The sequence below is a fragment of the Robbsia andropogonis genome (assembly GCF_034047095.1).
GTDB lineage: Bacteria > Pseudomonadota > Gammaproteobacteria > Burkholderiales > Burkholderiaceae > Robbsia > Robbsia andropogonis.
Genome location: NZ_CP139166.1, coordinates 345,637 through 372,626, shown reverse-complemented (window position 1 = coordinate 372,626; position 26,990 = coordinate 345,637). Strand labels below are relative to the sequence as shown.

Below are 26,990 nucleotides of genomic sequence, written 5' to 3'. Positions count from 1 at the left end.
GCATGCGCATCACGACCGGCCCTTGGCGCGCAAGGCGTCACGCCCGTCCCCACCGGGCATGTGCGGTGAGGTGTCGGGCGACGCCAACGCCGCTTCCGCGACATCGACCAGGCGTTTGTTCTGATCCATCGCCCCTTTTTGCAGCATCCTGAACGCCGCTTCCTCACGCAAGCCATGCCGCGCCATCAATGCCGCCTTCGCACGCTCGATCAGCTTGCGATCATGCAGCGCGCGCCGTGCCGCGTCGAGCTCGACCTCCACCCGCGCCAAGCGCGCCGCCTGCGCTTGCAATACCGATTGCAGGCTCGCCACGGTCGAGCGGTCCGCGGAGGAAAAGCGGTCGGGCAATGCATACGCGGCAAACTCGTCGCCGGACGCTCCGGCAAAAAAATGTTCGAGCGCATGGGTGTGAGGAGGCGGATTCTCGCGCCACTGCCGGAACAAATGTTCCGAATCCCGCAAGGCCTGCCGTGCCACACCAATCTGCGTGTCGCACGCCTGCCGTACATGCATCGTCAACGCGATTTGCAAATGCCAAAGGTCGGTAATCCGCGCGCTGGTGGCATCAAACCAGGACTCGGTCAACGCCGCGTCCAAGGTGTCGCCGGCCTTGGCGGCAGTGATGATCTGGCGCAACGTTTCAACACGGCTCACATGCGGCGTCGCCGTGCGCGTTTGCCACCATTCGCAATGTGTTGCACCCGCGAACTGCAGGAACACGTCCAGGCTGCGCTGCTGCGCACCGATCAGATGCGCGAAGCGCTGCTGCTGGTCCGCGGAAAACGTCCCCGCGGCAAACATATGCCCGCCCACGGCCCGTTCCTGCCCAGCCGCCTCCTTGCCTTGCACCACGTGAACCAGCGCGACCAGCGTACGCGAAATGCCGGGGTCCGGCGATACATCCGCCAGTTGGAAGATCAACTCCATCAGACCACCGATGACCTTGCTGAAGGCCATTACAGAGTCAGGCGCGGACACCGTACGCCGATCGATTCGCGCACGCAGCGCGTCAAGGGAGTCCAGATCGAGCAGCACCCAGGCGATCATCGACAACATGCGCGCCGTGGCGTGCTGGGTCGGCCCCAGCTCCAGATCGAGCCGGTCACGCAGCGCCAGCAGGATCGGCGAGGACGCGTCACGCACGGCACCGCGCTCGGTCACGAAACGTTTGCCATCGGATGCAAGGTAGATGCTCGAAATGCCCCGCTCACGCTGCAATGCGTGAATCAGCCGGCCGAGCAGATCAGTGAGTTCGATCCGGTCGGCCAGCAAACGCAACGCGTCGATTTCCCGTTGCTTCGCGTGCAACGTGAACTGCATGGCTGGGGAGGACATCGTCGAGAAAGAGGCGTGTATCGTGAAGGAGGATTTTTTCCATTGCTATTGTAAGCGTGACAATATCAGCGCGACCGTGCTCGTGCGCGGCGTCGCACAAGATACGACACATCCGCCGCCTTTCTCTATCGCGCGCAATGGAATAATCGCCTGTCCCGTCAACAATGCGCGTAGGCGATCCGCATTTCGACACACAGTCGCTGTCCCGGGGGTAGTGCTTGCATGCTGGCCTGCCCCGGCAACGCGCGATTGATCACGTCCACGCCATGGGTGACCGGCTCGATGCAGAAGAACGATTGTCCAGCCGGACGATACAGAATCAGCGAGCGCAAGGGTTCGGATGCGATCAGTTGCAAGACCTCATGCCCATCGATATTCCCGGCATCGGGTTCGGAAACTTGCCGTGACAGCGTGACCGTGCCGGCCCAACCATGAAAACAGTGGTCGATCTCGATATCCGCCATTTGGACGCCGGTGTGAAAGGACCAGGCTTTCGGCGGGGGTACGACGGCCGTCGGCAGGCCATCGTCTCCCTTTATCTCGATGGTGCCTACCGATGTGACCAGCCGCGTCCCGGCTTCCAATGGAAAATAAGGGTGCCATTCCAAACCGGCGGGCGCCGGCACGCCGGAATCATTGACCAATTCGAGCCGGCATGTCATGCCCGAGTCGTCGAGCCGGATTGTCTGCAGTGCAGCGAAGTCGAATGGCCAATACGCGTCGGCGCGATGCCGCAGCACCATCGTCACGGCCTGTATATCGCGCGACGTCACCTGCCAGGCGCGACGCAAGCCAATGCCATGCAATGCATGCGGGGCGGCGCGATCGTCTGGTGGCAATCGATAGCGAGCGCCTTGCCAATAAAAGCTACCGTGATCGATGCGATTGGAAAAAGGCACCAACGGAAAACACGCCAGTGCCCGAATATTGCCGGTCATTACATCCGTCTCGCCGCCCCCACGCAAGACCTCGCGACCGCTACGCCATAGTCCGACAATCGCGCCACCGAGTGACGGACAAACCGACGCGGTCCATGTGCCAGCCGAAAGCGTCAGGATTGCCGCGGACGAAGGAACCGATAAAACGTTTTGCATATGCACGCTCCATGGCGCATGCTGACAGCAGCGCGATGTGGACATTACACATCATTATTGAAAGCATCGTCAGATTCGAATTGTCCGTCGAAATGCTCTGAGCGACAATCAGCGCCAATAGGCAGGCACATCTCCTGGTCATTTGCCCAGTTTGCCGTTAAACCGGAAAGCCGTCCCGAACCACGCTGATTCATGTCCCCTTTCCGCGTTCACCTCGCCTCGATACTGGGCACGATCCTCATGTTCATCGCGGCGCTATGGCTCAATGAGATGCTATTTGCGCGCACGGAGTTCGTTCAAGGCATCAACTGGATCTACCTGCCCGCTGGCGTTCGGCTGCTGAGCACATTACTGTTGGCGGAAGGAGGGGCCATCGGCTTGCTGCTGGCCGGCTGGATCGTCAAATTCACTTATGTCTTTCCCCACGATCCGCAGCGCGCCTTCATCGGGGGCATCATCTCGTCCCTGGTTCCCTACCTGATCTATAAGGCCGCGCAGCACAGATATGGACTGGAAGCGTCGCTGTCCAATCTGACAAGCTCCCGGTTGTTCGTGCTGATTCTTGCGTTCTCCTTTCTGGACCCACTGGCGCAGCATGTCTGGTTACTGCTGCAAGGACGCACGCATCTGCTTTTCGAAGGCCTTACCGTAATGGTCATTGGTAATCTGGTCGGCACAATGCTGGTAATCTACACGCTGAAAGCCGGGCTCGCCTTGTCGGCCCGACTGTTGCCGCACCCGCCGGCCCGCGCAAAGGCGCATCAACGTATTCCTCCATGACAATCTCATCCGCACAAGGCACCCGACCTGACGTCTCCGGCGACGTCGATACGATCACCATCCGTGCGGCAACGCCGGCGGATATGACCGACGTAGCACGGATCTACGCGCCGTATGTGTTGTCTACAACGATCTCGTTCGAAACAGAGCCGCCTAGCGTCGACGCGATGCGCCAGCGCTACCACGATATCGTCGCTGCAAATGCACCCTACCTGGTCGCCGTGCAGGATGATCGCGTTGTTGGTTACGCCTACGCCGGCACCTACAAAGCGCGCGCGGCGTATCGCTTTACCGTCGAACACTCGGTCTACCTCGATGCATCCGTCACCGGGCGCGGGCTCGGTCGCCGGCTACTCGAAAACCTGATCACGGCATGCCGCAGGGCCGGCTTCAAGGAAATGATCGCGACGGTTGCTGGCGACGACAACGCCGCATCGCTGGGCTTGCATGCACGCTGCGGGTTCGTGCCGATCGGGCGCTTGAAGAACGTCGGATTCAAGTACGATCGGTGGATAGACGTCACGCTGATGCAGTTGTCATTGCGTGACGCCAATGCTTGATCAACCAGCCAGCGGCGCGGCGACCGTAATCCAATTCGCGCCTTTACCCGATGCACATCGGTCAGATAGCGTCAACGCACCGGTTGCCGAATCGATGCGGTAAGCCGACAGGAAATCGGAGCGCTCGCCGCTGGCAAACAAGTATTGTCCATTGGCATCGATTGCGATGCCTCGCGGCTGCGCTTCCGTGTCGATCCATGACACAGGTTGCCAGCCGTGCGTTTCATCCGCAGCATGCACGATGATGCGGCTCGATGCCCGCTCGCTGATATAGAGGAAACGATTGTCGGGGGTCAGTTGCAGATCCGCGGCCCAGATCCAACGGGCCATCTCGGTGGGATCGGGCTGATCCGGATCGGAGAAGTTCGGTCGCGCTCGCCCTTGTATCAACGCTGACAAACCGTCGCTGCGGGGTGATATCGAGATAAGCGTCAAATGCCCGGTCTCCGGCGCACGCGCATAGGTCGCCACCACGCCCTGGAACTCGCTAAGGACATGCAGATAGTCTTCGGCGAGGCTCAGGCGCATGTGACGGGGGCCGAAGCCAGCACCCACGTCCACCACGTCGTTGACCGTGAGTTGGCCATCCTGCAGAGTAAAACACCACACGGCGTTGCCGCCCAAGGCAGACACATACACGTGGCGTCCATCACGGCTTACGACAACGGCATGCGCATGCGCGACGCCATCGATCACCTGCCGTGGCGGTACTTCCCGCGACATGTCGATGTCGGTATCGCGCTTCTTCCCGTCGCCTTCCTGCGCGGAATGCCCACCGGCAGCGGAAAGGAGCGTGTCGACGTCATACACGCTCACGCGGTTCTCACCATACGACGCACCAATCGCCGTGCGGCCTGATGGATCGATTTCAACATACGCCAGACTGGACGCGATGGAAGCCCGGCCCAACCGTTGCAGTCTCGGCCACGTCTTCTCGAAAACGGCTGGCGAAATCGAGGCGTTCCCACTGATCGACGAGGAGGCCGTATCGACCACGCGGTAGATGACGATATGACGATTTTCCGCACGTGTCGCCGCCAGCAGCAATGCCCCGTCCGGACGTGCGGATACCCTCGCGGCGTGAGGCGACGCGAGGGTTACGCGCCGCGCCCACGACAGCGCCATCGGCATGACGACCGGCTCAGCCGGATGGCGCGCCGATCCTACAAAACGGCCGATATCGCAATCAAAATCATAGCCGCCGATATCGCCGTCCTGCGCATGCGAGACCCATACCGCCAGGCGGGTCATAGCACACCGTCCCACAAGGCCAACTCGTCACCCGATGGATTCGATGCCAGCGCGGGCTTGTCACGCAGCAACATCGTTTCACGCGGGGCCGGGCCGCTGTCGTCCTGATCTTTCTGGCGCGTGCGCGCATGTGCGGTTGGATCGTCATCGACCAGCAAGGCCGGGCGCAGCTTCTGCGGATCGGGCGAATAGGGCAACCAGCGCGGCAGCATCCGCGATGCGGGCGCATCACCCTTGATGAAAGCAACCCATGCCTCCTGCATGGCCTTGCCAATGGGCGGCATCGGCGCACTGCCCTTGTAGTACATCTGTGTGAATGGATCGTCCAGATTGCCCCAGACAAACGGCAATTCCGAGCCGTGCACGGTATATCCCTCGAAGGCGCCAAAAGCCAGTGGCCGTTCGAAGCGATAGGACCACGTATCGCCCCCCGCTAGCGCATGCGCATCCGCCAGTCGAACCGTAGGCACCCAATATTCCTCGGCGGTCAGCAAGCGGATGCGCCGGTCGAATGCGGACAGCGATGAAAACGTCTGCTGGTACCGCGCCGATGCCTTTTCCATGTCCGCTACACGCAACTGCGCCAGTTCGCGCGGCAAGAACGGGGCCGCGACGCTCGGGTCCTTGCGCCCCGCCGCAACCGACTCCGGTGAGAAAAAGACCAGACTTTCATCCCGGTTGGAACCGATCAGCAAACGCACTTGATTCGACGCGCCTTTTGCAATGGCATCCTGCGGCCTGGCCATCAACATCGCGCCATCGACGACCGATCGGAATGCGAAGGCGCGTTGGTAGTTGGCGATGGTCGCGGCTTGCGCCTGAAGGATCTGAGCCGTCGAAGCACTCAGCAGGTCTTCCTTCTTCAATCCTTGCTTGTCGAGCGCCTGTAGAAAAATGCCCGTAACGCGGTCCGCCTCCGGGAGATCGTGGACGGTCTGCCCCCCACCACTTTCGATGATCGCCGACTGGAACAGTCCCGCGGAGGCCGGCATCGCCATCAATGCCGCAACCGCCTTGCCGCCAGCGGATTCACCAGCCAGCGTAACACGCGCCGGATCACCGCCGAAGGCCGCAATATTCTGGCGTACCCACTGCAATGCCATCAACTGATCGCGGTTTGCGTTGTTGCCGCTACCCCGATACGCATCGCCGAGAACACTGCCCAGTTCCAGGAAACCCAATGCGCCGACGCGATAGTTCAGTGTCACGCAGACGATGCCCTGCTCGGCGAAGTGCGTGCCGTCATACAGCGGTTGGCTGGCTGCTCCAGCGATATTGCTGCCACCGTAGATCCAGACGAATACCGGGTGAGGCCCGGGGTCGACAGGTGCCCAGACATTCAGGCGCAAACAATCCTCATCGAGCGGCACGTCGCCGAGCAGCGATTGATCCGATCCCGGTAGCTTGCGAACCGCCTGAATCGGGGCAGGCCCGAATGCAAACGCGTTCCACGTATCGTCCCATCCCGGAGAGGGCAGTGGCAGCGGCGGCTTGAAGCGCAGTTCGCCCACGGGCGGCTGCGCATAAGGAATGCCCTTGTACACGTCGACGCCATCCTGACGCATACCGCGCAACGGTCCCGCCGGTGTCTTCAACGACACCGCCTCACGTGGCGACGGTGCGCGGCGTGGCGCGGCATGCGCCAGGAACGGCCACGAAGCCACGGCGGTCAGCGCGGCGGAATGCTGCAGGAAGGCACGGCGTCCTTTCACGGGTTCCCCTTTGGATGTGAATGTCACTATGGTAATAGGTCCAGATGCGCCCGGCTCCACGAACGCGTCTTTCTCGTACATATTGCCTAATTGCGCACGATTATGCAGACAGCGAGGGGCAGCCGTCCAGTTACCCCATGCGATAATCGACGATGTAGATCATAGGCATCGACGATTTAATAATCATTCAACGGAGCGTGAAGCGATGAAAGCTGCCGTCCTGACTGCCTTTGGCGCACCGCTATCCATCCAGACGTTGCCTGCGCCCGTCGCCGGTCCCGGCGAAATCGTCGTCGATGTCAAGGCGGCGCCGATCCTGCCCTACACGAAGGAAATCCTGGCAGGCGCCCGCGTCTATTCGTTGACACCCCCCATGGTGCCCGGATGCGGTGCAGTCGCGTGCGTGTCCGCGGTCGGACCCGACGCGACCACGCTACGCCCAGGCGATTGGGTTTTCTGCGATCCGACATTGCGTTCGCGGGACGATCCGCATACCCGTGACGCCGCGCTGCAAGGCTGGGACGCACGCGGCGAAACAGGCGCCATCCTGCAACAGCGCTATCGAGACGGTCCGTTCGCGCAGCAAATGCGACTACCCCTCGAAAACGCCTTGCCAATCCCGATTGATCGTTCACCCGCTGCCCAGGACGACGACACCCTCCTCCAATGGAGTGCGCTGAACACGTTGCTCGTCCCCTACGGAGGATTGGCATCCATTGGCTTCTCCCCCGGCGAGACACTGCTCGTCAGCGGCGCCACCGGGCATTTCGGCAGTGCCACCGTGGCGGTGGCATTGGCCATGGGTGCCGCACGCGTCGTGGTGGCAGGTCGCAATACCAAGCGTCTTGCGGCGCTGGTAGACCGCTTCGGTTCGCGAGTGGTACCTGTCGCGTTAAGCGGGATCGAGCCGGACGATAAAAGGCGCATGCGCGCCGCCGGTCGCGACATCATCGATTGCGTACTTGACTTCCTTCCCCCCACCGCCACCTCTCGCACCGCGCGGGCGGCAATGATGAGCGTAAGACAGGGTGGTCGCGTGGTATTGATGGGGGGCATCGGGCTACAGGGCGAAGAAGATCTGGTGCTGCCCTACCCTTGGTTCATGCTGAACAACATCACCGTGCGTGGGCAGTGGATGTATTCGCGTGCCAGCGCCCCGCGCCTGGTCGCGCTCGTGGAAGCCGGGCTGCTGCGACTGGACGACTTCGCGATCATGCGGTTCGCACTCGACGACGTGAATGCCGCGATCGAAGACGCGGCCGCGCATCCGGTGCCATTTCGACTCACGGTCGTCTGCCCCTGACAATGGGAGAACGCGGGCGGGCACGCAGTTTGGCATAATAGGTCAGCTTGCCGACTCCACCGCGCGGCGCCGCATCGGCCCCGCAACCACGCCCAGCGCCCGCCATGACCCTCCCCCGCACCGCTGCTCCGTCAAACGCTTCCGACCTCGCTTCCGTGTTGCCCTCCGGCCATGGTGCCATCCCGGTCCCTGCCGCCGAAGTGCCGGACAAGGATCGCCCGTTGTTCGAGGACATTCGTTTTCTAGGTCGATTGCTGGGCGAAGTGGTCCGTGATCAGGAAGGCGAGACGATATATGCATTGGTCGAGTCGATCAGGCAGACCGCCGTGCGCTTTCGACGGGATGGCGACATTGCGGCAGGCCAGGCGCTCGACAAGGTGTTGAACGGTCTCAGCGACCCGGAAATGGTCTGCGTCGTCCGCGCCTTCAGCTATTTCTCACACTTGGCGAATATCGCGGAAGATCGGCATCACAACCGGCGGCATCGGCACCATGAACTCGCGGGCACGGCACCGAGAGCGGGCTCGTTGCCGTATGCCTTATCCCGCCTGCGCGAAGCGGGCATTGACGATGAGGCAACGCGCAATGCGCTGCGGCACATGCTGATCGTCCCGGTACTGACGGCGCATCCGACGGAAGTACAACGCAAGAGCATCCTCGATGCGCAAAAGGCCATTGCGGACCTGCTGGCCCAGCGCGACGCACCACTGAGCGCGCGAGAACGGGCACGTATCGATGCGCTGATTCAAGCCCATATCACCACCCTCTGGCAGACGCGCATGCTGCGGCCGGCGCAACTCAGCGTCGAAGACGAAATTGTCAACGCGCTGTCGTATTACGGCACGACGTTCCTTGACCAGTTGCCGGCGTTGTATGGCGATCTGGCGGAAGCGATCAAGGCGCCAGGGCCGCTACCCGCTTTCTTGCGGATGGGGAGCTGGATTGGTGGTGATCGTGACGGTAATCCAAACGTCGATGCCGGCACGTTGGCCCTTGCCGCGCGGCGACAAGCACGAATCGCATTGACTTACTACCTCGATCAAATCGCCGCGCTGCGCACCGAGCTTTCCATGTCGTCGACGCTCGTCTCGGTCAGTCCGGCGCTGGATGACCTAGCAACACGCGCAGATGCCTGGCTGCCACCGTCGACACACCGCGAAGACGAGCCCTATCGGCGCGCCTTGGGAGGGATGGCACTCCGGTTACGCGCAACGGCATTGCAGCGCGACGTCGACCTTCCAGGCCGCCCCGCGCTACCGCACGATGCGTTGGCCAGCGCGACGCCTTACGCGAACGCCGCGGCATTCGCCGACGACTTGAAAATCGTCTATGACTCACTGCATGCACACCACGGCAGCGCTCTGACGGCCGCACGATTGACACCGCTACGACAGGCACTCGCCATTTTCGGTTTCCATTTGGCCAGCGTGGATCTACGGCAAAGTTCCGATATCCACGAACAGGTGATCACCGAGCTGTGCGCCGTTGCAGGCGATGCCGATTATCAACGGATGGACGAAGCAAGCCGGGTGGCCTGGTTGCAGCAGGAACTCGCGCATGTGCGGCCTTTACGCAGCCGCTACGCACGATACAGTGCACTGGTGCAAGGCGAACTTGCCATCTTCGAACAAGCTGCCACGCTGCGCGCGCAATTCGGCGTCGAAGCCGTGCCGCATTATATCGTCTCGCATACGGAGACCGTCAGCGACCTGCTAGAAGTTCTGCTGCTGCAGAAGGAAACGGGGTTGCTTGCCGACGCGGACAACCCAGGCATCATGGTCATCCCGTTGTTCGAGACAATCGAGGATTTGCAAAACGCACCGGCGATCATGGCAGCCTGGCTCGCCCTGCCGCACACACAAGCCCGGATGCGCGCGCTGGGACGAGAACAAGAAGTGATGCTGGGATATTCGGACAGCAATAAGGATGGAGGCTTCCTGACATCGAACTGGGCGCTGTATCGGGCGGAAGAAGCATTGGTCGCGGTGTTTGCCGAACATAACGTGCAATTGCGGCTGTTTCATGGTCGCGGCGGCACCGTGGGCCGTGGCGGCGGCCCAACCTATCAGGCCATCCTGTCGCAACCGACCGGCACTGTGCAAGGACAGATTCGGCTGACCGAACAAGGCGAACAGATCGCGGCAAAGTTCGGTAATCCATCGATCGGTCGGCGCAATCTCGAGTCCTTGGTGGCGGCAACGCTGGAAGCCACGCTGCTCGACGACATCAAGGCGGGTGCGGGTGCGGGTGCGCAGGATGCCCGTTTCGCGCGATATGGGCAGATCATGGATCGGTTGTCGACGTTGGCGCAGCAAGCGTATCGCGCCTTGGTGCACGAAACGCCAGGTTTCGTCGATTATTTCTTCGCGGCAACCCCGATAGCCGAAATCGCTGATCTGAATTTGGGCAGCCGTCCCGCGTCGCGAAAACTGCAGGACCCCGCATCGCGCTCCCTCTCTCATCTTCGCGCGATTCCGTGGGGATTCTCCTGGGGACAATGCCGTCTATTGCTGCCGGGATGGTATGGCTTCGGCAGCGCCGTCAAGGAATGGCTTGCACAAGGGGAGGATACCGAAGCAGCGCGGCTCGCGGAATTGCAGCAGATGGTACGGCAGTGGCCATTTTTTACAACATTGCTGTCGAACATGGACATGGTATTGGCGAAAGCCGATTTGCCAATGGCGTCACGCTACGCGAGCCTGGTTGACAATGCCGCACTGCGGCAGGCGATCTTCGGCGCAATTCAACGTGAATGGCAAGCCACCGTGGAGGTTCTCGAAGCCATCACGGGTCAATCGGTGCGACTTGCCGACAATCCCCTGCTCGCGCGGTCGATTCGCAATCGCTTCCCGTATCTCGACCCGTTGAATCATCTTCAAGTCGAATTGCTACATCGCTATCGCAGTGGTGAATCGAGTGACAAACTTCGTCGCGGCATCAAGTTATGCATCAACGGTGTCGCGTCCGGCCTGCGCAATACAGGGTGATCCACTAACCTCTCAAGCATATGGGGCGTCATCGTAAAATCAGCGCACGCCCGCTATTACAGAACTCAGAAAAATCGCAAAAGTACTTGCCTATACTGGTTTGTAAACGTTTCCAATCTATTTATTTAGCCCAAGTATCATTCTAGCGTGGTAACGTCAAGCCGTTGACACGGCGGGTCGAGGTCAGATATGTCTAATTTACATGGATAATTATTGATTATTGAACAGTAAAATAAGAGAGAATTCGCACGGCGGCAACGCCATTGCATTCGCGATGTCTCAGGAGAAACAAAATGTCCCATCGTGTCAACAGTGCGACAGTGATTCCGTCAGAAACCCTGCCGGGTACGACGACGTTGATCGACACTGTCACGCAATTGCTGAACAGCCAACAGATTCACTACCGTTTGGCTGATCGCATTTCCAAGTCCATTGTCGTCGCTTTACCGACGGACGCGTCCACCGATACACACGTCGCTCTGGCCGCATATCAAGAGGCACTGGAAAAACTCAGGTACTCGGTCAAAGCGGCAAAAGCGGGCAATATGATGGACGCCCTCATCCGTCTGCGCGAAGCCGACCAGCCGTCGGCCTGATCTCGGCTGCGCTACAGCGCGGGGTTATCGAGGACGTAGAATAGAACGCCCGCGATCAGCATCGTGACCGGCAGGGTCACGATCCAAGTCAGTACGATGCGGATCAACATGCCAGGCTGGAGGCCTTGCCCTCCAGCCGCCATCGTTCCGGCGATACCCGATGTCACGATATGGGTCGTGCTGACGGGAAGGCCCGTAAAACCAGCGGTTCCGATCAGAACCGAACCGACCAGTTCGGCGCTGGCACCCTGCCCTGGCGTCATATGCTGCTTGCCCAGGCGCTCACCTAACGTGCGGACCACGCGCTGATAGCCGAACATCGTGCCCACGCCGAGGCAAAGCGCACTCAGCAGCCGGACCCAGAGCGGCGCATATTCCACGGAGTCACGCATTGCTTTGCGGATTTCGGTCGCTTCATGGCGTTCCTCCGCCGACGCATCGACCGATCCGGCAACGTGCTTCATCTGCGAGACAATCTGATAAACATCGCCGCGCAGTTGTGCGCGTGTGGCGGCGAATTGCCCGCCATTGGCATCTAGCGGACTACTTTGTCCCTGCTGCTGCGCCTCGATGGCCTGTGCCTGTTGCGCAAGTACGTGGCTTGACCCGTGCAAGCGACTCGCCGATGTCAAAGCCTGGGCCTTCATATCGTCGCCGTAAAGCGCGATCAATGGAATGGCTCGACCCGCATAGTCGCTGAGTGTGCGGATCTGGTTATCCGCCGACGGATTCAAGGCGTAGGTTGCCGGCAGCATCCCGATAATCGTCAACATGATCAAACCAATGCTCTTTTGCCCGTCGTTGGTTCCGTGAGAAAAACTTACCGACGTACACGTCAGAATCAGCAAGACGCGCATCCACCAGACCGGCGGCTGATGCGGTGCCGGCGGCACGAACAAATGGCCGCGGCTCTTCAGAAAAATACGTAGCAGGCCATACAATGCGCCCGCCAGGACAAACCCTAACACGGGAGAAATCGCGAGCCCTTTTAGAACGACCAGAATCTGCTTCCAATCCACTCCTTGCGCCACACTGCGGGATTGCAGTAACGCATCAGCCGCTGCGACACCGATCAGCGAGCCGATAATGCAGTGCGAACTGCTGTTCGGCACGCCAAACGCCCAGGTCAGGACGTTCCAGAATAGTGCCGACGCAAAGATGGCAACCAACATCGGTACCGCAGGGGCGCCGTTTGGCGGCGTCAACACGTCAGGAGGCAGAATTTCGACGAGGGCATACGCCACCGTAATGCCTCCTACCAGTACGCCAACGAAATTGCAAATGCCGGACCAAACCACCGCTGGCGTGGCCTTCAGGGAGTTCGTGTAAATCACGGTGGCAACGGCGTTCGACGCATCATGGAAGCCATTGGTTGCTTCGAAAGCCAATACCATCAAGAAACACACAGCGAGCATCGCAATCACGATCCCCGACGACGGTACAAAATGTGACAGCATCAGCGTTTTCCCGAAAAGACGCGTTGGCAGAATGCCAAGCGATGGCTGGAAATGAAATCAACGGACGCATGGAGCACGTAGGTGGACTTTCGCAGAGTGGGCTTAGGTTCGACGACAATCCGTTGAGCGCAGCCCCCTGTGTATCGTAGGCGATTAGCATGACAGGCATGAGGCAGAAAATTTCGATTGACTAACAGGCATGTTTTTTTATTTTATGTTGTACTGCTTATTAGTTTTTTAGTGCGGCATGATTTTATGACGACATCGCCAACAGCATATTTTGTATTCTAGATGCCGCACCGACGGCCGGGAATCACATGCGCTGGCGCGCAAGCATGATGCGCGTGGCCGCTGATGGTGCCGATCCTCAGTGGTAACGACTCCCCCCCCAATCCGACGACACAAACATAACAACAAAGGAAAGGACGTTATTGCCTGTTAGTTGCATTATAGGAAGTTGACGACCAAGTTGGTATTTTTACTATTCCCCTGTAGGAATGGCAAAACATGCCGTTTACCAATTGGAAGCCCGATTGGCGATACGCCTCTTGGCAACTCTTCTTAAAGCGAAGTACTGGAGCACCATGGGCAACATGTCTATTCGATGGCGCTTACGCGTCTCAGTGTTTTTCCTGGCGATTTTGGTTGTGATCGTCGGGGTGTTAGGTCTCGTCGGCATGAACAAAGCCGTCAGCGGCTTGCGCGAGATCTACAGCAACGACCTGAACGCCACGCGCTTTCTCGGCGATATGGAAATTCAGATCGGCCGTGCACGCGCGGTCGTCCTGCGAGCACCTTTGGCCACGACACCTGAACTCGGCAAAGAGGATTTGGACAAGGGACTGGTATATTGGACTGAATCAGACAAAGCGTGGTCGCAGTTCACCGCACTGCCGATGGACGACACCGAAAAGGAATTGTCGCGGGTGGTCTCCGACAAGCGTGAAGCGCTACGCAGCATCTTCATGAACTTTTCCAATGCAGTGCGCGGCGGCAATAGCGCGCAGTACTACAGCACGGCCAATGCCGTTGGCAAGGCGTACACAGCGCTTGTCGTTGCGAATGATGCACTGAAAGCGCAACAATCCACTGCCGGGAAAATATCGTATGAAGATGCGGAATCGACGTACTCGCGGTTGACGTTCCTGGTATTGCTGCTCATCGTCTTTGCGCTCGCGGCGGCTATTGCCACCGCATGGTCGTTGGCGAAAGCGATCAACGCGCCACTGGATTCGGCCCTGGCACACTTTGCCGCCATGGCGAACGGCGACCTGACGCGCCCGGTGCATATCGGTAGTAAAAATGAGATGGGCCGCCTGATGGAGGCGTTGATGAGCATGCGCGACAGCTTGTCCGCCACGGTTGGACGCGTGCGCCGCAGTGGCGAATCGATCGCCAGCGCAAGCAAGGAAATTGCCGCCGGTAACAACGACCTCTCATCGCGCACGGAAGAGCAAGCGGCATCGCTGGGCGAGACGGCCGCCAGCATGGAAGAGTTGACCGCCACCGTCAAGCAAAACGCGGACAATGCACGCGTTGCCAGCGCGCTTGCTGGCGAGGCGCAATCCGTCGCCACGGAAGGCGGTGCGATCGTCGGACAGGTCGTGCAAACAATGGCTGATATTCAAGATAGTTCCGGCAAGATCGCGGACATCATCGGGATCATCGAGGCCATCGCCTTCCAGACCAATATTCTGGCGCTGAATGCCGCCGTGGAAGCGGCGCGCGCCGGCGAACAAGGGCGCGGCTTCGCCGTGGTTGCCACCGAGGTGAGATCGTTGGCGCAACGCTCGGCCAGCGCCGCCAAGGAAATCAAGACATTGATCGATACGTCGGGAAACCGCGTGGACGCAGGCTCGAATCTCGTCTCGCAGGCCGGCGAGACCATGGAAAAAATGGGCAAGGCCATCCAGCGCGTCAACGACGTCATGGCGGAAATTGCCGCGGCATCCGAGGAACAAACCCGGGGGATCGAGCAGGTCAATCAAGCCATTTCGCAGATGGACGAAGTGACGCAGCAAAATGCCGCGTTGGTCGAGCAGGCCGCGGCGGCGGCCAGTTCGCTCGAAGATCAGGCCGAGCACTTACGCGTCGCGGTGGAGGTATTCAAGATACGGGATGCGGTGGAGTCTGGTGATCAGTCGATGATGACCGCGCACCGTTCCCGTTCAGGCGCGCATTTTTCTACAGCGCCTGCCGTTGCGCATTGAGTGATCGCGGCAGAACGACATGGACGGCGTTCTCGCCGGTTCTATCGCGTTGATGGTTGGAAAGCGAATTTTTCGCGACATGGCGCTACGTCCCGCAAACTGAACGGACCATTCGTGCCGGTGCAAAAACTTGTTCGGCGAACGATATTGCATTCGCTCCGATTGCGAATTGCCCCTTGCTGATCATGTGCATGCGTTCCACGCCAGCAAGCACCACGCTAGCGGCCCGGAACGATTTGAAGTTGCGCATCGGCCTAGTCACCCGCTTGATGGCGCGATGGTCCTGTTCGACGATGTTGTTGAGGTACTTGACTTTGCGCACCACGACGGATACGTCGCGGTCGGCGTTGATCTCATCACCAGCAGCCCTGTTAGCGCCGCTATTGTCCATCGCGATCTTCAGGGATTGCCGTTTGGCCTTATAGCTTTGTAAGAGAAGCGCATCGCCGAAGATATGTCGCACTTCGCAGTGAGCAGGAAGTCGAAGGTCTTGCCACGTTTGTCAACCGCGCGGTAGACATATTTCCAGACGCCCTTGACCTTGACGTACGTCTCGTTGATGCGCCAACTGACACCGACCAGCCACGCCGGAGTACGTAGCCAGCCGTATTAGTAAGACCGGCCGCCAATCTATCATTCAGCCGTCGACATCCGTATGAGCAGTGCATTTGTAGTGCTCATGATGTGAGCCTCCATAGATGCTACCGCTGCATCCGCGTCTCGCTTTAGGGCGGCATCCATTAACGCGCGATGTTCGCTTTCGAGGTCCCGCTTATCCCCAGTTATCGAAACCGAAAGCGCACGGTATCGTGCGTTTTGCTCGAAAAGCATGATGCGGAAACGCCTTAGCCATGTGTTCTCACAAGCACTGACAAGGGCTTCATGAAATGCGGTATGCGCATAGCTCCAATCGACCGGAACATGGCCGCCCCGAAGCGGGGACTCAGTTTTCGACAGTCGATGGAATGCAGCAACCACGGCAACCTCCCACGCGACATCACCATTTGCAATCGATCGTCGCAGACAAGTCCCCTCTATCTCGATACGGGCTGCCGTCAAATCCTGTAGGTCCTGGACGGATATTGCCGCGACCCGAAAACCTTTCTGCGGCTCTGCCACGATCAACTCTTCGGCCGTAAGCCGTGAGAGCGCCTCACGTAGTGCACCGACATTGGTATCAAGCGATTCGGCAAGCTCCTTCACATTGATACGCGCTCCAGGACGAAGCTCACATGTCAAAACAAGCTTTCTGACCGTTTCGTATGTCGATAGGGTCAAGCTTCGAGCAACGGCTGTAGCGGACATAGCATTCCTCTATTGATAAACTGATTTTATCCTATAAAATAGTTTTTGCTTAGATAAAATGTTTTTGCATTGATCATCGACTCAACACCATGCCTTCGCTTCGGAATGCTCCGTCGTGATGTCAGTCGCATATAAAGTCCGCCAATTGAAAGGAATATGAAATGAAACTGTGCCGCTTTGGCGCACCGGGCGAAGAGCGCCCCGGCCTCGTCGATCCCCAAGGACGAATTCGCGATCTTTCCGCCCACGTGGCCGACATCGATGGGAGCCAACTGTCACCGAAACGTCTCGCTGCGATTGCCGCGCTGTCGCTCGACATGCTGCCGATCGTCGAAGGGGCTGTGCGCTATGGGCCTCCTGTGAAGAGCGCTTCAAAATTTATCGCCATCGGCACTAACTACCGCGATCACGCAGAGGAAGCAAACCTGCCGATACCCGATGAACCATTGGTATTTTTCAAAGCGATCAGTTGCTTATCCGGACCGAACGACGACATCGTGCAACCTCCGCACTCCACCAAACTTGATTGGGAGCTGGAGCTGGGCGTCGTCATCGGCACACGCGCTCGCTATGTCAGTGAGGCGGACGCGCTGGATCACGTCGCTGGCTACACGATTGTGAATGACGTGACAGATCGCGGCTTTCAGTTTCAGAGCTCGCAATGGGACAAAGGCAAGGGCTGCGACACTTTTGGCCCGGTCGGCCCCTGGTTGGTCACGCGGGACGACATCCCCGATCCGCACAATCTCGATATGTGGCTGGAAGTCGATGGCGTGCGCAGACAGGCAGGCAACAGCAAAACGATGATTTTTAGCGTACCCCAGATCGTCTCGTATCTTAGCCACTACATGACCCTGGAACCAGGCGACATCATTTGCACCGGAACGCCACCGGGCGTTGGTCTAGGCATCAAGCCCACACCGATTTTCTTGAACCAGGGTGAAACGGTCCATCTTTGGATTGATGGCCTCGGCGAACAACGCCAGAAGGTGATCGCCGCGCGATAGCTGTCGCGGAGCCGGTGGTAACGAGAGGGGAGAAGGTATGTGATCCTCTCGTCGCCAGCAATGCATCTCTTATCCCAACCAGGGACATCACAAATGACCTGCAAACGCGATGGCGTCTGCTTCGCGATCGTGGGCACGTATGCTCTTATCCGTTCGAACCCGGCACCGCATTGGATCGCCGGGCGCTTACTCAAATTCGGCCTGAGCGGTCGCTCTGCACGAGGTCTATCGATGCCCGTTGTCGGCAAGAAAACGGTCGTTAACCATCCGGTCGGAAAATTTGTGGCGCGGGGTCCGATACCGACCCGTTTGAGTCACTCAGCTAGCATGGGCGCCGGTCCACTACCGCACCGATATAAGACATTCGCATGCAGCGCTGCAGTCACTAGCATCAGTAGCTGCCGAGACGACATCCATCCGTTCAGCCGCGCCACTGCACCGCAGTCTGACAATGGACCTTCGTGCCGACGACCTTGCTGATAAGTTCGTTTGCAGTGTTGATCGCGCGAGCCGCGTCGTCCCACATTACGGGACGGAGGCTATGTGCAAAATTGTTACGCGTCCGTCTTGCATCATCCAAACGCGCGAGCATGTCGTCTTCAATTTTTTTATGAAAAGAGAGCATCTGCGTCACGATCGAAGCAGTGTAGTCGTGCCCTTCAAGCAGCATCCTGCGGCGATCGCGGTTCATCTCGGTGTGCCCGCCATTCCTTGCGTCTAGTTCATGTACAAGGCTCGCCCACACTTTATTGAGTGATTTTTCGATAACCGACCAGGCAATAAGGTGGGCGGATTCGTATTGATGAAGTGTCAACTGATTGCCCGCAGTCAGGCAGAGTGCCAAGATTTTTAGGCCGTCGTCCTCAAACACTTCGCCACAGCGTGCCATCACATGCAATGCATGATCTAGGGCGGCTAGCTTTATATCCTGCGCCAAGAAGTTTGATCCCTTCACTTGGCTGATTGAAATGTCTGTGATAAGCCAGAGACCTTGCTGCTCAAAAGCCTTGCAGTAGCTAGTTGGATTCAGCGGCGATTGTACGGGTGTTCCGGTTTGCATCGTCTCAGCGATACCCGAATGCAGCGCCATCAAGAATGCGTTCATGTATTGAAAGCGCTGATGGGCTAGTTCCTGGCGCTCTCGCATAATCTTCTCGTCAAACGTCGTACTTGGTACTTGCCGGAAGTTTGGAGACTTGTCAAAGTCAAAGATCAGAAAACCATCGCGGCGAGCTGATATGGGCACATTTGAGGGGCCCGTTTCTTGCCATACGATTTCCGCCAGCTTACGGTTGACCTCATCCATAGACGTCATATCCCTAGGCGCGCTTTCGAAGCAATACTGGATTCCTCCGTAGAAGTAGACCGCCAGAGCATAGGGTGAGATTGCGAGCGAGTTTTCCATGCGCTTGAGGGGGCGTTTTTTGTCGAAAGTGTTCGAGATAATCTCATAGGCGACATCAAATGGGGCGCATGACCGAAACGGAGCTCCGTTGAGCCATAAGTCAGCGCCACGCGAGCGTCGCTTAATGGCCGATTACCGCCTCACAATGCTAGCGCGGAAATAATCAGGAAGATTGTCCCCGATAGACTAGTTTGAGACTTTCGACTGAAAGGTCAAGATCGGCGACAATCGACACCGGTGTGTGTGGCGATTCTCGAGAAATAGATGAAACTAAATGAAGGGCATCGACACGTCCAACAAAGGAAACTCGTGCCAGGGTCTCGACTGCATCGGAGTGCGCACCAGGCCCGACTCGAACGGCAGGATATTTTTCAAGGCGCTCCGGTTGGCGTTCCCGCCCGGGCCGCTTGATTGACGATCTCACTGAGCGCGTTTGCCTGTCGCGCATTGTCGGTAAGTCCGGTGAATGTTTTCGTGATGAACGCGCTAGGCAAGCCGTCCATGCAAGCCTGGACTACGCGCATACCTGTCATCATCGTTTGGTGATGTTCGGCCCCGGTGCCGTTTATCGCAATCTGATATGCCTCGATCCCTTTGTCCTTTACCGCCTCGACAAAAGCAGTCTGCGTGCTGAAAGGGACATTGCTGTCGGAAATCGAACTTACGGCAAACAAGCGAAAACCGGGCATCGGATGAATGGCATTCACGTGATCAATCGGATCCCAGACATTGCCGAATGACGTCCCGGTGGCATCGACACTTTGCCCTTTCAATTCGGCGCGGGCTTTTACGCTCAACACGCCCGAAGTGGGTACCGCGCACAACACGTCGTTTCTTTCCGCGATCAGCGCACCCACTAGCCCGCCACCCCCACTTTGGCCGATCAGGCCGAATTCTCGAATCTCGTACCGTTGTTTCAGTTTGTCGATTGCCGCATTGATGACCGCGGTTTCATATCGCTGGCGACGTCTTTTCTGATCGCCGCTGGAACCGTCGGTTCCCGGTCGCCCCAGTAAAACCCATGCCATGTGGTCATGCGCCTGTTCTCTCTCGGCTTCATCGTAGAGATCCCGAGGCGTGCGCTTCGCGTATCGCGGCCCTACCGCTCGCCCCGAAATCCAGTCGCCCTCCATCGCGACAATGGCGCGATGCGTCTTTCCCGCGACAAAGTCACTCGACGGATAGTATTTGATACATTCCGCAAAATCGGCGCCGTCTACCCATACGGTATCTGGCTTTAGCGAACAGGCTTCCCGAGTAGTGGTTGCACCGGACAGCACTTCAGACGCGCTGAAATGATCATTCAAGCCATAGTGCGTCACTTGTGAAGCGCATCCTCCCAGCAGTACAACTGCCAACGCACCGCCATGGACAATCCACCTCGATAAAACATCCCGTTTATTTTTCCTATGCGCTCGCATCGTGGCGTTCTTATAAAAATAAAATGGCAGACAAATTAACCCTATGTCGAGGCGGGTGCACATGCCTCGTGCTGGCATTGCCACGTTACTGAGGCTGGGGCGAGAAAACGGTATGTTGCCGACCCAGTTCAAAACAAGAATGGATTTTAGCCGACAAGCGTAAACTGTCACCACGTGTCAAGGCGGGCAACGCATGGATGCCAATGCGTCATCTCGCCAAGCCTGCCACTGGAGCGTGAAATGCCGTCGAATCACTCGAAAACATGACAGAAAGTCCCGGGCACGCAGCTGCGCTGAAAACTTCACATGCGCGATGCACGTTCTCGCGTTAAACCATCTCATGGCGCTTACCGCGACCATCACTAATACACCAGATCCGTCCGGGCGCCGGATATCGACGCCGCATAACAACCTCGCTTACGTGAAGATGCCGGGATGACCTGCCGCACAGTCAGGCGACATGAAAAGCGCCGATGGCGGACCGCAGTTCGTCGGTCTGGTCTTCCAGCGCACCAGCCGAAGCGGCGGCCTCTTCGACAAGCGCCGCGTTCTGCTGCGTGACCCCATCCATTTGCGCAACCGCGAGGCCGACCTGCTCGATGCCGCGGCTCTGTTCGTTCGACGCGGACGCGATCTCGGTCATGATCGCTGAAACCTGCTTGATCGCGGCCTCGATCCGCTCCATCGTCGCACCAGCCCGCATGACGAGTTCGGAGCCGGTCTGGACACGCGCGCCGGAGGTGTCGATCAATGCCTTGATCTCCTTCGCGGCAGAGGCGGAGCGCTGCGCAAGTGATCGCACCTCGCTCGCCACCACTGCAAAGCCGCGCCCGTGCTCGCCTGCACGCGCGGCTTCCACTGCGGCGTTGAGCGCGAGAATATTGGTCTGGAATGCAATACCTTCGATTATCGAGATGATCTCGGCCATGCGAGCAGCACTTTCGTTGATAGCCGCCATCGTTTTCACGACATCACCAACAATCGCATTGCCCTCGTTCGCCACCGAACGTGCCTCGGAGGCAACGCCGCTCGCGTGCTGCGCGCTCTCCGAATTCTGCCGTACCGCCGCGGTCAGTTGCTCCATGCTCGCGGCGGTTTCCTGCAGTGACGCCGCCTGCTGCTCGGTCCGCGACGACAGGTCCATGTTGCCCGCCGCGATCTGCCGGGTCGCGTCGGCGATAGCCGACACCGAGCCCTTGATCGTGCCGATCGTCTGTGACAGTTGCGCTTGCATCTGCCCGATCGAGAACATCAGACTGGTCTCGTCGGCATGGCCGACGTCGAACCGCATGTTGAGATTGCCCCGCGCGATCTCGAACGCGGCATCGCGCGCACGTGCCGGGTCACCACCGATCTCGCGCGACAGGCTGCGAATGATCCAAGCCGCCAGTAGCGATGCAAGACCGCCAGCGAGCAATACCTCGACAGTCTGCACAAACAGCGCGCGGTAAAACACGGCGTCAATGTCGTCGATATATGCGCCGGTGCCGACTACCCAGTTCCACCCACTGACCGCGCGCACCGCCGACAGTTTCACTGAGTCTGTCTTCTCGCCCGGCTTCGGCGTGTTGGTATGCAGGTAGCCGTGGCCCAGGCGCGCCGCGGCCAAAATATTGGCGTAGATTCGATTACCCTTTGCATCCTTCAGATCGCCCACATACTTGCCAACCATCTGCGGCCGGGCGGGGTTGAGCAGAATAACCGGCTCGGTGGTCGCGACGAAGAGGTATCCATCACTGCCATAGCGCATCAAGTCCAATTGCGCGAGTACGGACCTCTGCGCGTCCGCGAGTGACATCTGATTTGCATCGACCCTTTTCTTGTAGCTATCGATCACATGGCTTGCGGCATCGAGCAAGGTATCCAACATGGCCTTGCGATCATCGAGCATGGTCTGGCGGTGTTGCCATACGCTTAATGTGCCAATGATCGCAAGCGCAAGCCAGACCACGGCTACGAGGGACCACAACTTCCGATGGAATGAGAGGCGATTCATTAATAGTGCTCGCAACAGGAATAACCAACGCGATTTAACGGCAATTTCTCAAAATTATTTATCGTTCCGAGGGAAAACCCTATAAATCAGCGCATCCCCCTAATCGGATTTAGCCGCCTAGGCGTTTTAATAATAAGGTCACGGGACAGCAAGCAGTGAATGAAGGCTACAGTAATAACGTGACGGTGAACTGTAAAAAATAGAATCGTGTTTGTGCACCATCTTATTATTACGTGTCGAGATAACGACGCGGTATTGTCATTTCAGCAAGAGAGACGAAAAAATCTTATCGCCGTTAATATTAAAAACAAGAGGATTTTGACAGGCTAGCGTGGCCTGACGCAGTGATGCGAAGCGCTCAGTACATTGATGTCAATGCTCGGTAGCAAGCGCCTGAGCACCCATACTGTAAAGGTATTGAAATGTTAGCGGGGATGTGCGAGGCCGTCGCTCAACCAGTAAGGCTCGCCGAGCGAACGCATAGACATCTTATGCAGATGCCGCGTTGTAGTCATGCGCGGTGCGACCTATGCATGGCGTGAAAATATGCGCCAAATGCATTCCGCCGATGCTGGTCGATTCGTACCTGAGGATAACACCCTGCTCGGGCCGCTGCACTTGGATATTGCGAAAGCGCAGCGGCAAGCGACATTGCACAGCGCGGTTGATAATGGCATGCAAGAGCCGAACATTACGGTAGACAGGCATGTTCATTCGCCCGGCTTCCCATCACCCGGCGAACGTCGCCATGCCGCATTGCGGTTTAAAACCTATGACGCACGCCAACGGTCAACAATGCCTGAGAGCTGCGCCCTGAGTCCGTATCCGTCGAGCCCACCACCGCGTCCGCTGCGCCAATGCCGTTCGAACCGCTGGCGTGCGTATAACCGGCAAAAGTGTACACATCCGTCCGCTTGCTCAACGCGTAATCCGCTGCCACGCCGAACTGATTGTAGGTCGCGGAAGAATCGCCGCTGGACTTCATATACACGTAACCCAATTCCGCGCTCAACGGCGTACTGATCTGCCACACGGCGTAGGCCGAACCGACCTTGTACTTTTCGCTGGTCTGGAAAATCGAGCTGCCATCGGCCTTGTATTCTGAGTAACTGCCGTAGGCGCCGACCGTCACCGCACCAATCTGATAGCTTGCGCCGATACGCGCAATATCGATTGCCTTTGCCGTGCTGTAATGCGAATTGATATTCGTATTGAACAGGGAGTCCGACGTGGACGTAGACGTGCTGGTGCCGCGCCTTGCGGCGGTCCCGTTGTCGATGTGCATATAGCCGCCGGCCATCGCCAAGGGGCCATTGTTATACGCCAACGAGGCGGCATAAGTCTGGCCGTTCGACACCGAGCCCGCTACCCCACCCACCGCGTACATGGCTGACGCCTTCAAACCACCCCAGTTCGGGCTGGCCCACTTGATCGCGTTGTTGAAACGCGCGCTATTATCGGCGTTGTCGACATCGCCTGGTGAAGTGAAAATGCCGCCCAGGTAATTATCACCCTGCACCGGCTGTACCAAATCTATCAACGGATCGTATTGGCGACCCAGGGTGAACGTGCCAGCACCGGATGTCACCAAACCGACGAAAGCCTGACGACCGAATTCACGACTACCCTGCCCCAAGGTGCCGGTGGTGGAATTAAAACCGTTCTCCAACGTAAAGATGGCCTTCATGCCATCACCCAAATCTTCCGAACCCTTCAACCCCCAGCGCGAACCGGACTCGTTACCGGAAGTCATCGCAATTTGCGTCGAATGGCCGCCGCTATTGTGCGTGTAGGTAATGCCGGTATCGATCAGGCCGTACAACGTCACTGAACTTTGCGCATGAGCGGCGCCAGTCACAGATATCACCGTCAAGGCAGCCGCGACATTTGCTAACTTTTTCATTCGTTATCCTTATCTAGTTTTGTGGAAACGCAGGAAGGTGAAACAACTTATGCACGAGGTAATATCTCAAAACAAACAGAAAGCATTGGTAATATTCATGCAACGCTTTTATTTTCCATACCTTAATACATCACTTAACGGGATGAAATGAAATCCGCATCACGCTAGCCTCCTACAGTACCGTCTCTTAATAAAAGCAGGTAGTGAAAATAATCAAGGGAACAGCTCGATGATGGGCCACTGCCGCTGCAACGCAACCTCGCGCAACCTCGCGTCGGGATTGCTCGCGATCGGATCCGTCACACGCTCGAGCAATGGCAAATCGTTAATCGAATCACTATAAAAATAGCTTCTGGAGAAATCACTTAAGCGATGCCCCAGGCTTGCCAACCATGCTTCCGTACGAATCACTTTACCTTCGCGAAACGTCGGTACGCCATGAATCTCACCTGTATAGGGGCCGTCAGGATCGTCGTTTTCGGTGCGCAAATCAATCGCCAGTAAATGCGCGACGCCCAAGGCGGCCGCAATCGGTTCAGTCACAAAGCGATTGGTCGCCGTGACGATGCAACATAGGTCGCCAGCCTGCTGATGCTCAGCCAGCAAGGCCCGCGCGGCAGGCAAAATGGCGGGAGATATCACCGCCTCCATAAATTGCCGATGCCAATCTCGCAGTTGCGCACGGGAGAATCGCGCCAAGGGCGCCAAGGACAATTCAAGATAGCCGTCCATATCGCGTTCGCCAGCAACATAGCGCAGGTAATACTCATCGATGGCCGCCGCATGCGCAACACTGCCGTCCACACCCAAGCGGATCATGAATTGCGCCCACGCTTGATCGCTGTCCAATGGGATAAGCGTGTGATCAAGGTCGAACAAAGCCAAACGTCGATCCATACAGAACTCCTCTGCGTTTGCTAGTGCGGCAAGGCCATTCGCGCTGCATGCTGCCCGAAGCAAATCCGTGTCGTCGGCAGCATCATGCACGCTATCACCGAATACACACAAGTACAATATGCCTAAAATGTGCAAGCGATAAAACAGGTGTTGGCGAAGGCACTGCAAGTCCGTTTTTGCCGGACATGATGAAGCAGTGTCACCGAACCGACTTTTGATTGTGTTATCTCGTGCGGGCGAAGAGAAGATCAGCAGCGCGGAGAAAAACGAATAGCTGCGATGGAACGCTACTTTCAAGCGATCTGGCGGCACGACCAATCGACGCGAGGATGATGCCAAGGCAATATGGCAAGGTGCCTGAAGCGGCTTTGCGGACCCTGCCAACAGGCAGCTCAAGCGAGAACGACGTCACCCACTTTACGCTTGAGCGCGGCGAACGATGCGGCTTCGCGCGCTTTTTCATTCGTAATCAGCACATCGATATGCTTAGGCAAGCAATAACTGATGCGGCTGCGCTGACCGATCTTGCTGTAGTCCGCCAGAATCACCACGCGCGCGGCATGGGCCACCATGGCACGTGCGACATCCGCTTCTTCCTGATCGAAATTACTCGCACCCTGGTGTTCATCGACGGATACCGGTGACAATAGGGCGAGGTCGGCGCGATAACGCTGGATGTCGAGGATGGTCGCCGCGCCGACTGTGGCCAAAGCACGGTGACTCAAGCCCCCGCCTAGCAGCAGCACTTCATTGGCACTGCGACTCTGCTGTCCATCACCGCGAAAACGACTGGCCACGTCGACCGAATTCGTCACGATGAATAAATTGGCCAGCTTCGCCAATTCATCTGCCAGCAACGCCGTCGTGGTACCGGCATCGACAAAGATTGTCTGGCCGCTTTTGATGATCCCGGTGGCCGCACGCGCCAGAGCGACCTTGGCCTTCACCCGCATGCGCGCGCGCTCGGCGATAGGCGCCTCGCTATCGCCGGCCACTTGCGCCGCCACGGCGCCACCGTGCACGCGGCGCAAGGCACCAAGCGCCTCCAGATCGAGTAAATCGCGCCGCACGGTTTCGCGCGACACCTCCAAATCCGCCATGATGCGTTCGGTCGACACTCGCTCCAGCGTCGACAGCAATGCACGAATACGTTGATGCCGCTCTTCCTGCCACATTTACTCGATCCTTATTGAGATAAGACAGACGCAAAGGCGTCGGCCCACATTGCAACAAGGCAGCGTGGTGGCGTCCGCACCCGATGGACGCGCACCGATACTATCATTACAAACGGATAACATCACCTGAACATGCATTGCATATTTTTGCGTACTTGCAAATATAGGTATTTAATATTAGCCTAGCGCTAAGTGCAGTGGTGCAAGGGCACATCGATCGGACTTACCTTGTGCAGCAGCGCTCACCTGAGTAAGCTTCGTCTGCTCGGCGCTCACCATGCAATGTTCTGAACGCGTATTACATACGTATTTTCAGCTCGATTCTGTGCCGGATGCATGCGGCGCACGAGCTGGGCGTGCGCTCAAGAATGACATCATCGCGGCCGTCCGCACGCACAAGTGGTAAAGCAATTTATTTATTTCGTTATGCTTACCATTTATTCAGAACAAGCTGAAGCGCTAAATACAGCCGCCCCTTCAAAAAAAGTAAAATACTACTCCATGAACGATCTTTAACACATGTTTGTCACATGACAATTGCATGATGATGCCTGATTCGGAATGGGTGGCACTCGTGCACGCCTGGATGATTTTCG

Annotated in this window: 19 protein-coding genes and 1 pseudogene; 7 read left to right on the top strand and 13 right to left on the bottom strand. The window is 57.9% G+C overall.

Annotated features, from left to right (window positions below; genetic code table 11):
* Positions 1–9 precede the first annotated feature (9 nt).
* Positions 10–1,335 carry a nitrate regulatory protein gene (locus tag SJQ66_RS06780; protein ID WP_024905906.1) on the bottom strand — a complete coding sequence of 442 codons (1,326 nt, stop codon included), beginning with the start codon at positions 1,333–1,335 and terminating at the stop codon, positions 10–12.
* A gap of 158 nt (positions 1,336–1,493) precedes the next feature.
* Positions 1,494–2,429: an aldose 1-epimerase gene (locus tag SJQ66_RS06775; RefSeq protein WP_320534112.1), complete on the bottom strand. Its 936-nt coding sequence runs from the start codon at positions 2,427–2,429 to the stop codon at positions 1,494–1,496.
* Positions 2,430–2,621: 192 nt separating this feature from the next.
* Between SJQ66_RS06775 and SJQ66_RS06770 the strand changes: the two genes are divergently transcribed.
* Both SJQ66_RS06770 and SJQ66_RS06765 read left to right on the top strand, forming a co-directional pair.
* Positions 2,622–3,209 (top strand): hypothetical protein, encoded by a 588-nt coding sequence (locus SJQ66_RS06770; protein ID WP_024905908.1) that lies wholly within the window; start codon positions 2,622–2,624, stop codon positions 3,207–3,209.
* On the top strand, positions 3,206–3,769 hold the full coding sequence (locus tag SJQ66_RS06765) for a GNAT family N-acetyltransferase (RefSeq protein WP_024905909.1): 564 nt from the start codon (positions 3,206–3,208) through the stop codon (positions 3,767–3,769). The genes SJQ66_RS06770 and SJQ66_RS06765 overlap by 4 nt, the downstream gene beginning before the upstream one ends.
* On the opposite strand, the gene SJQ66_RS06760 is transcribed toward SJQ66_RS06765, so the two are convergent.
* Both SJQ66_RS06760 and SJQ66_RS06755 read right to left on the bottom strand, forming a co-directional pair.
* Positions 3,770–5,020: a lactonase family protein gene (locus SJQ66_RS06760; protein WP_024905910.1), complete on the bottom strand. Its 1,251-nt coding sequence runs from the start codon at positions 5,018–5,020 to the stop codon at positions 3,770–3,772.
* Positions 5,017–6,732, bottom strand: coding sequence for a carboxylesterase/lipase family protein (locus tag SJQ66_RS06755; RefSeq protein WP_157685242.1), 1,716 nt, complete (start codon positions 6,730–6,732; stop codon positions 5,017–5,019). The genes SJQ66_RS06760 and SJQ66_RS06755 overlap by 4 nt, the downstream gene beginning before the upstream one ends.
* A gap of 205 nt (positions 6,733–6,937) precedes the next feature.
* On the opposite strand from SJQ66_RS06755, the gene SJQ66_RS06750 reads away from it, so the two are divergent.
* The 3 genes from SJQ66_RS06750 (at position 6,938) to SJQ66_RS06740 (ending at position 11,618) form a co-directional block, all read left to right on the top strand.
* Positions 6,938–8,035 carry a zinc-binding dehydrogenase gene (locus tag SJQ66_RS06750; RefSeq protein ID WP_024905912.1) on the top strand — a complete coding sequence of 366 codons (1,098 nt, stop codon included), beginning with the start codon at positions 6,938–6,940 and terminating at the stop codon, positions 8,033–8,035.
* 104 nt (positions 8,036–8,139) lie between these two features.
* Positions 8,140–11,022, top strand: a complete 2,883-nt coding sequence (gene ppc, locus SJQ66_RS06745) for a phosphoenolpyruvate carboxylase (RefSeq protein WP_253464292.1) — start codon at positions 8,140–8,142, stop codon at positions 11,020–11,022.
* A gap of 293 nt (positions 11,023–11,315) precedes the next feature.
* Positions 11,316–11,618, top strand: a complete 303-nt coding sequence (locus SJQ66_RS06740) for a hypothetical protein (RefSeq protein ID WP_024904785.1) — start codon at positions 11,316–11,318, stop codon at positions 11,616–11,618.
* Positions 11,619–11,629: 11 nt separating this feature from the next.
* Here SJQ66_RS06740 and SJQ66_RS06735 read toward each other — a convergent pair whose 3' ends face one another.
* Positions 11,630–13,075: an inorganic phosphate transporter gene (locus SJQ66_RS06735; RefSeq protein WP_096335607.1), complete on the bottom strand. Its 1,446-nt coding sequence runs from the start codon at positions 13,073–13,075 to the stop codon at positions 11,630–11,632.
* Positions 13,076–13,659: 584 nt separating this feature from the next.
* On the opposite strand from SJQ66_RS06735, the gene SJQ66_RS06730 reads away from it, so the two are divergent.
* Positions 13,660–15,285 carry a methyl-accepting chemotaxis protein gene (locus tag SJQ66_RS06730; RefSeq protein ID WP_024904787.1) on the top strand — a complete coding sequence of 542 codons (1,626 nt, stop codon included), beginning with the start codon at positions 13,660–13,662 and terminating at the stop codon, positions 15,283–15,285.
* Between the two features lie 85 nt (positions 15,286–15,370).
* Here SJQ66_RS06730 and SJQ66_RS06725 read toward each other — a convergent pair.
* A pseudogene (locus SJQ66_RS06725) lies at positions 15,371–15,846 on the bottom strand (IS6 family transposase).
* Between the two features lie 72 nt (positions 15,847–15,918).
* Positions 15,919–16,590, bottom strand: coding sequence for a GntR family transcriptional regulator (locus SJQ66_RS06720; RefSeq protein ID WP_024904788.1), 672 nt, complete (start codon positions 16,588–16,590; stop codon positions 15,919–15,921).
* Positions 16,591–16,751: 161 nt separating this feature from the next.
* On the opposite strand from SJQ66_RS06720, the gene SJQ66_RS06715 reads away from it, so the two are divergent.
* The gene (locus SJQ66_RS06715; protein ID WP_024904789.1) at positions 16,752–17,597 is read left to right on the top strand and encodes a fumarylacetoacetate hydrolase family protein; all 846 of its coding nucleotides are present in this window, start codon (positions 16,752–16,754) and stop codon (positions 17,595–17,597) included.
* A 421-nt stretch (positions 17,598–18,018) separates the two neighbouring features.
* Here the strand turns inward: SJQ66_RS06715 and SJQ66_RS06710 are convergent, their stop codons facing one another.
* From SJQ66_RS06710 to SJQ66_RS06685, 6 genes are all read right to left on the bottom strand, one after another.
* The gene (locus SJQ66_RS06710) at positions 18,019–18,903 is read right to left on the bottom strand and encodes a hypothetical protein (protein ID WP_157685137.1); all 885 of its coding nucleotides are present in this window, start codon (positions 18,901–18,903) and stop codon (positions 18,019–18,021) included.
* Between the two features lie 470 nt (positions 18,904–19,373).
* Positions 19,374–20,360, bottom strand: coding sequence for a prolyl oligopeptidase family serine peptidase (locus SJQ66_RS06705; RefSeq protein WP_157685138.1), 987 nt, complete (start codon positions 20,358–20,360; stop codon positions 19,374–19,376).
* A 514-nt stretch (positions 20,361–20,874) separates the two neighbouring features.
* Positions 20,875–22,419, bottom strand: a complete 1,545-nt coding sequence (locus tag SJQ66_RS06700; protein WP_320534111.1) for a methyl-accepting chemotaxis protein — start codon at positions 22,417–22,419, stop codon at positions 20,875–20,877.
* A gap of 763 nt (positions 22,420–23,182) precedes the next feature.
* Positions 23,183–24,322, bottom strand: a complete 1,140-nt coding sequence (locus SJQ66_RS06695) for a porin (RefSeq protein ID WP_024904794.1) — start codon at positions 24,320–24,322, stop codon at positions 23,183–23,185.
* Positions 24,323–24,535: 213 nt separating this feature from the next.
* Positions 24,536–25,219 (bottom strand): histidinol-phosphatase, encoded by a 684-nt coding sequence (locus tag SJQ66_RS06690; RefSeq protein ID WP_024904795.1) that lies wholly within the window; start codon positions 25,217–25,219, stop codon positions 24,536–24,538.
* A gap of 392 nt (positions 25,220–25,611) precedes the next feature.
* Entirely contained in the window at positions 25,612–26,394 is a 783-nt protein-coding gene (locus SJQ66_RS06685) for a DeoR/GlpR family DNA-binding transcription regulator (RefSeq protein ID WP_024904796.1), read from the bottom strand.
* Positions 26,395–26,990: the final 596 nt, after the last annotated feature.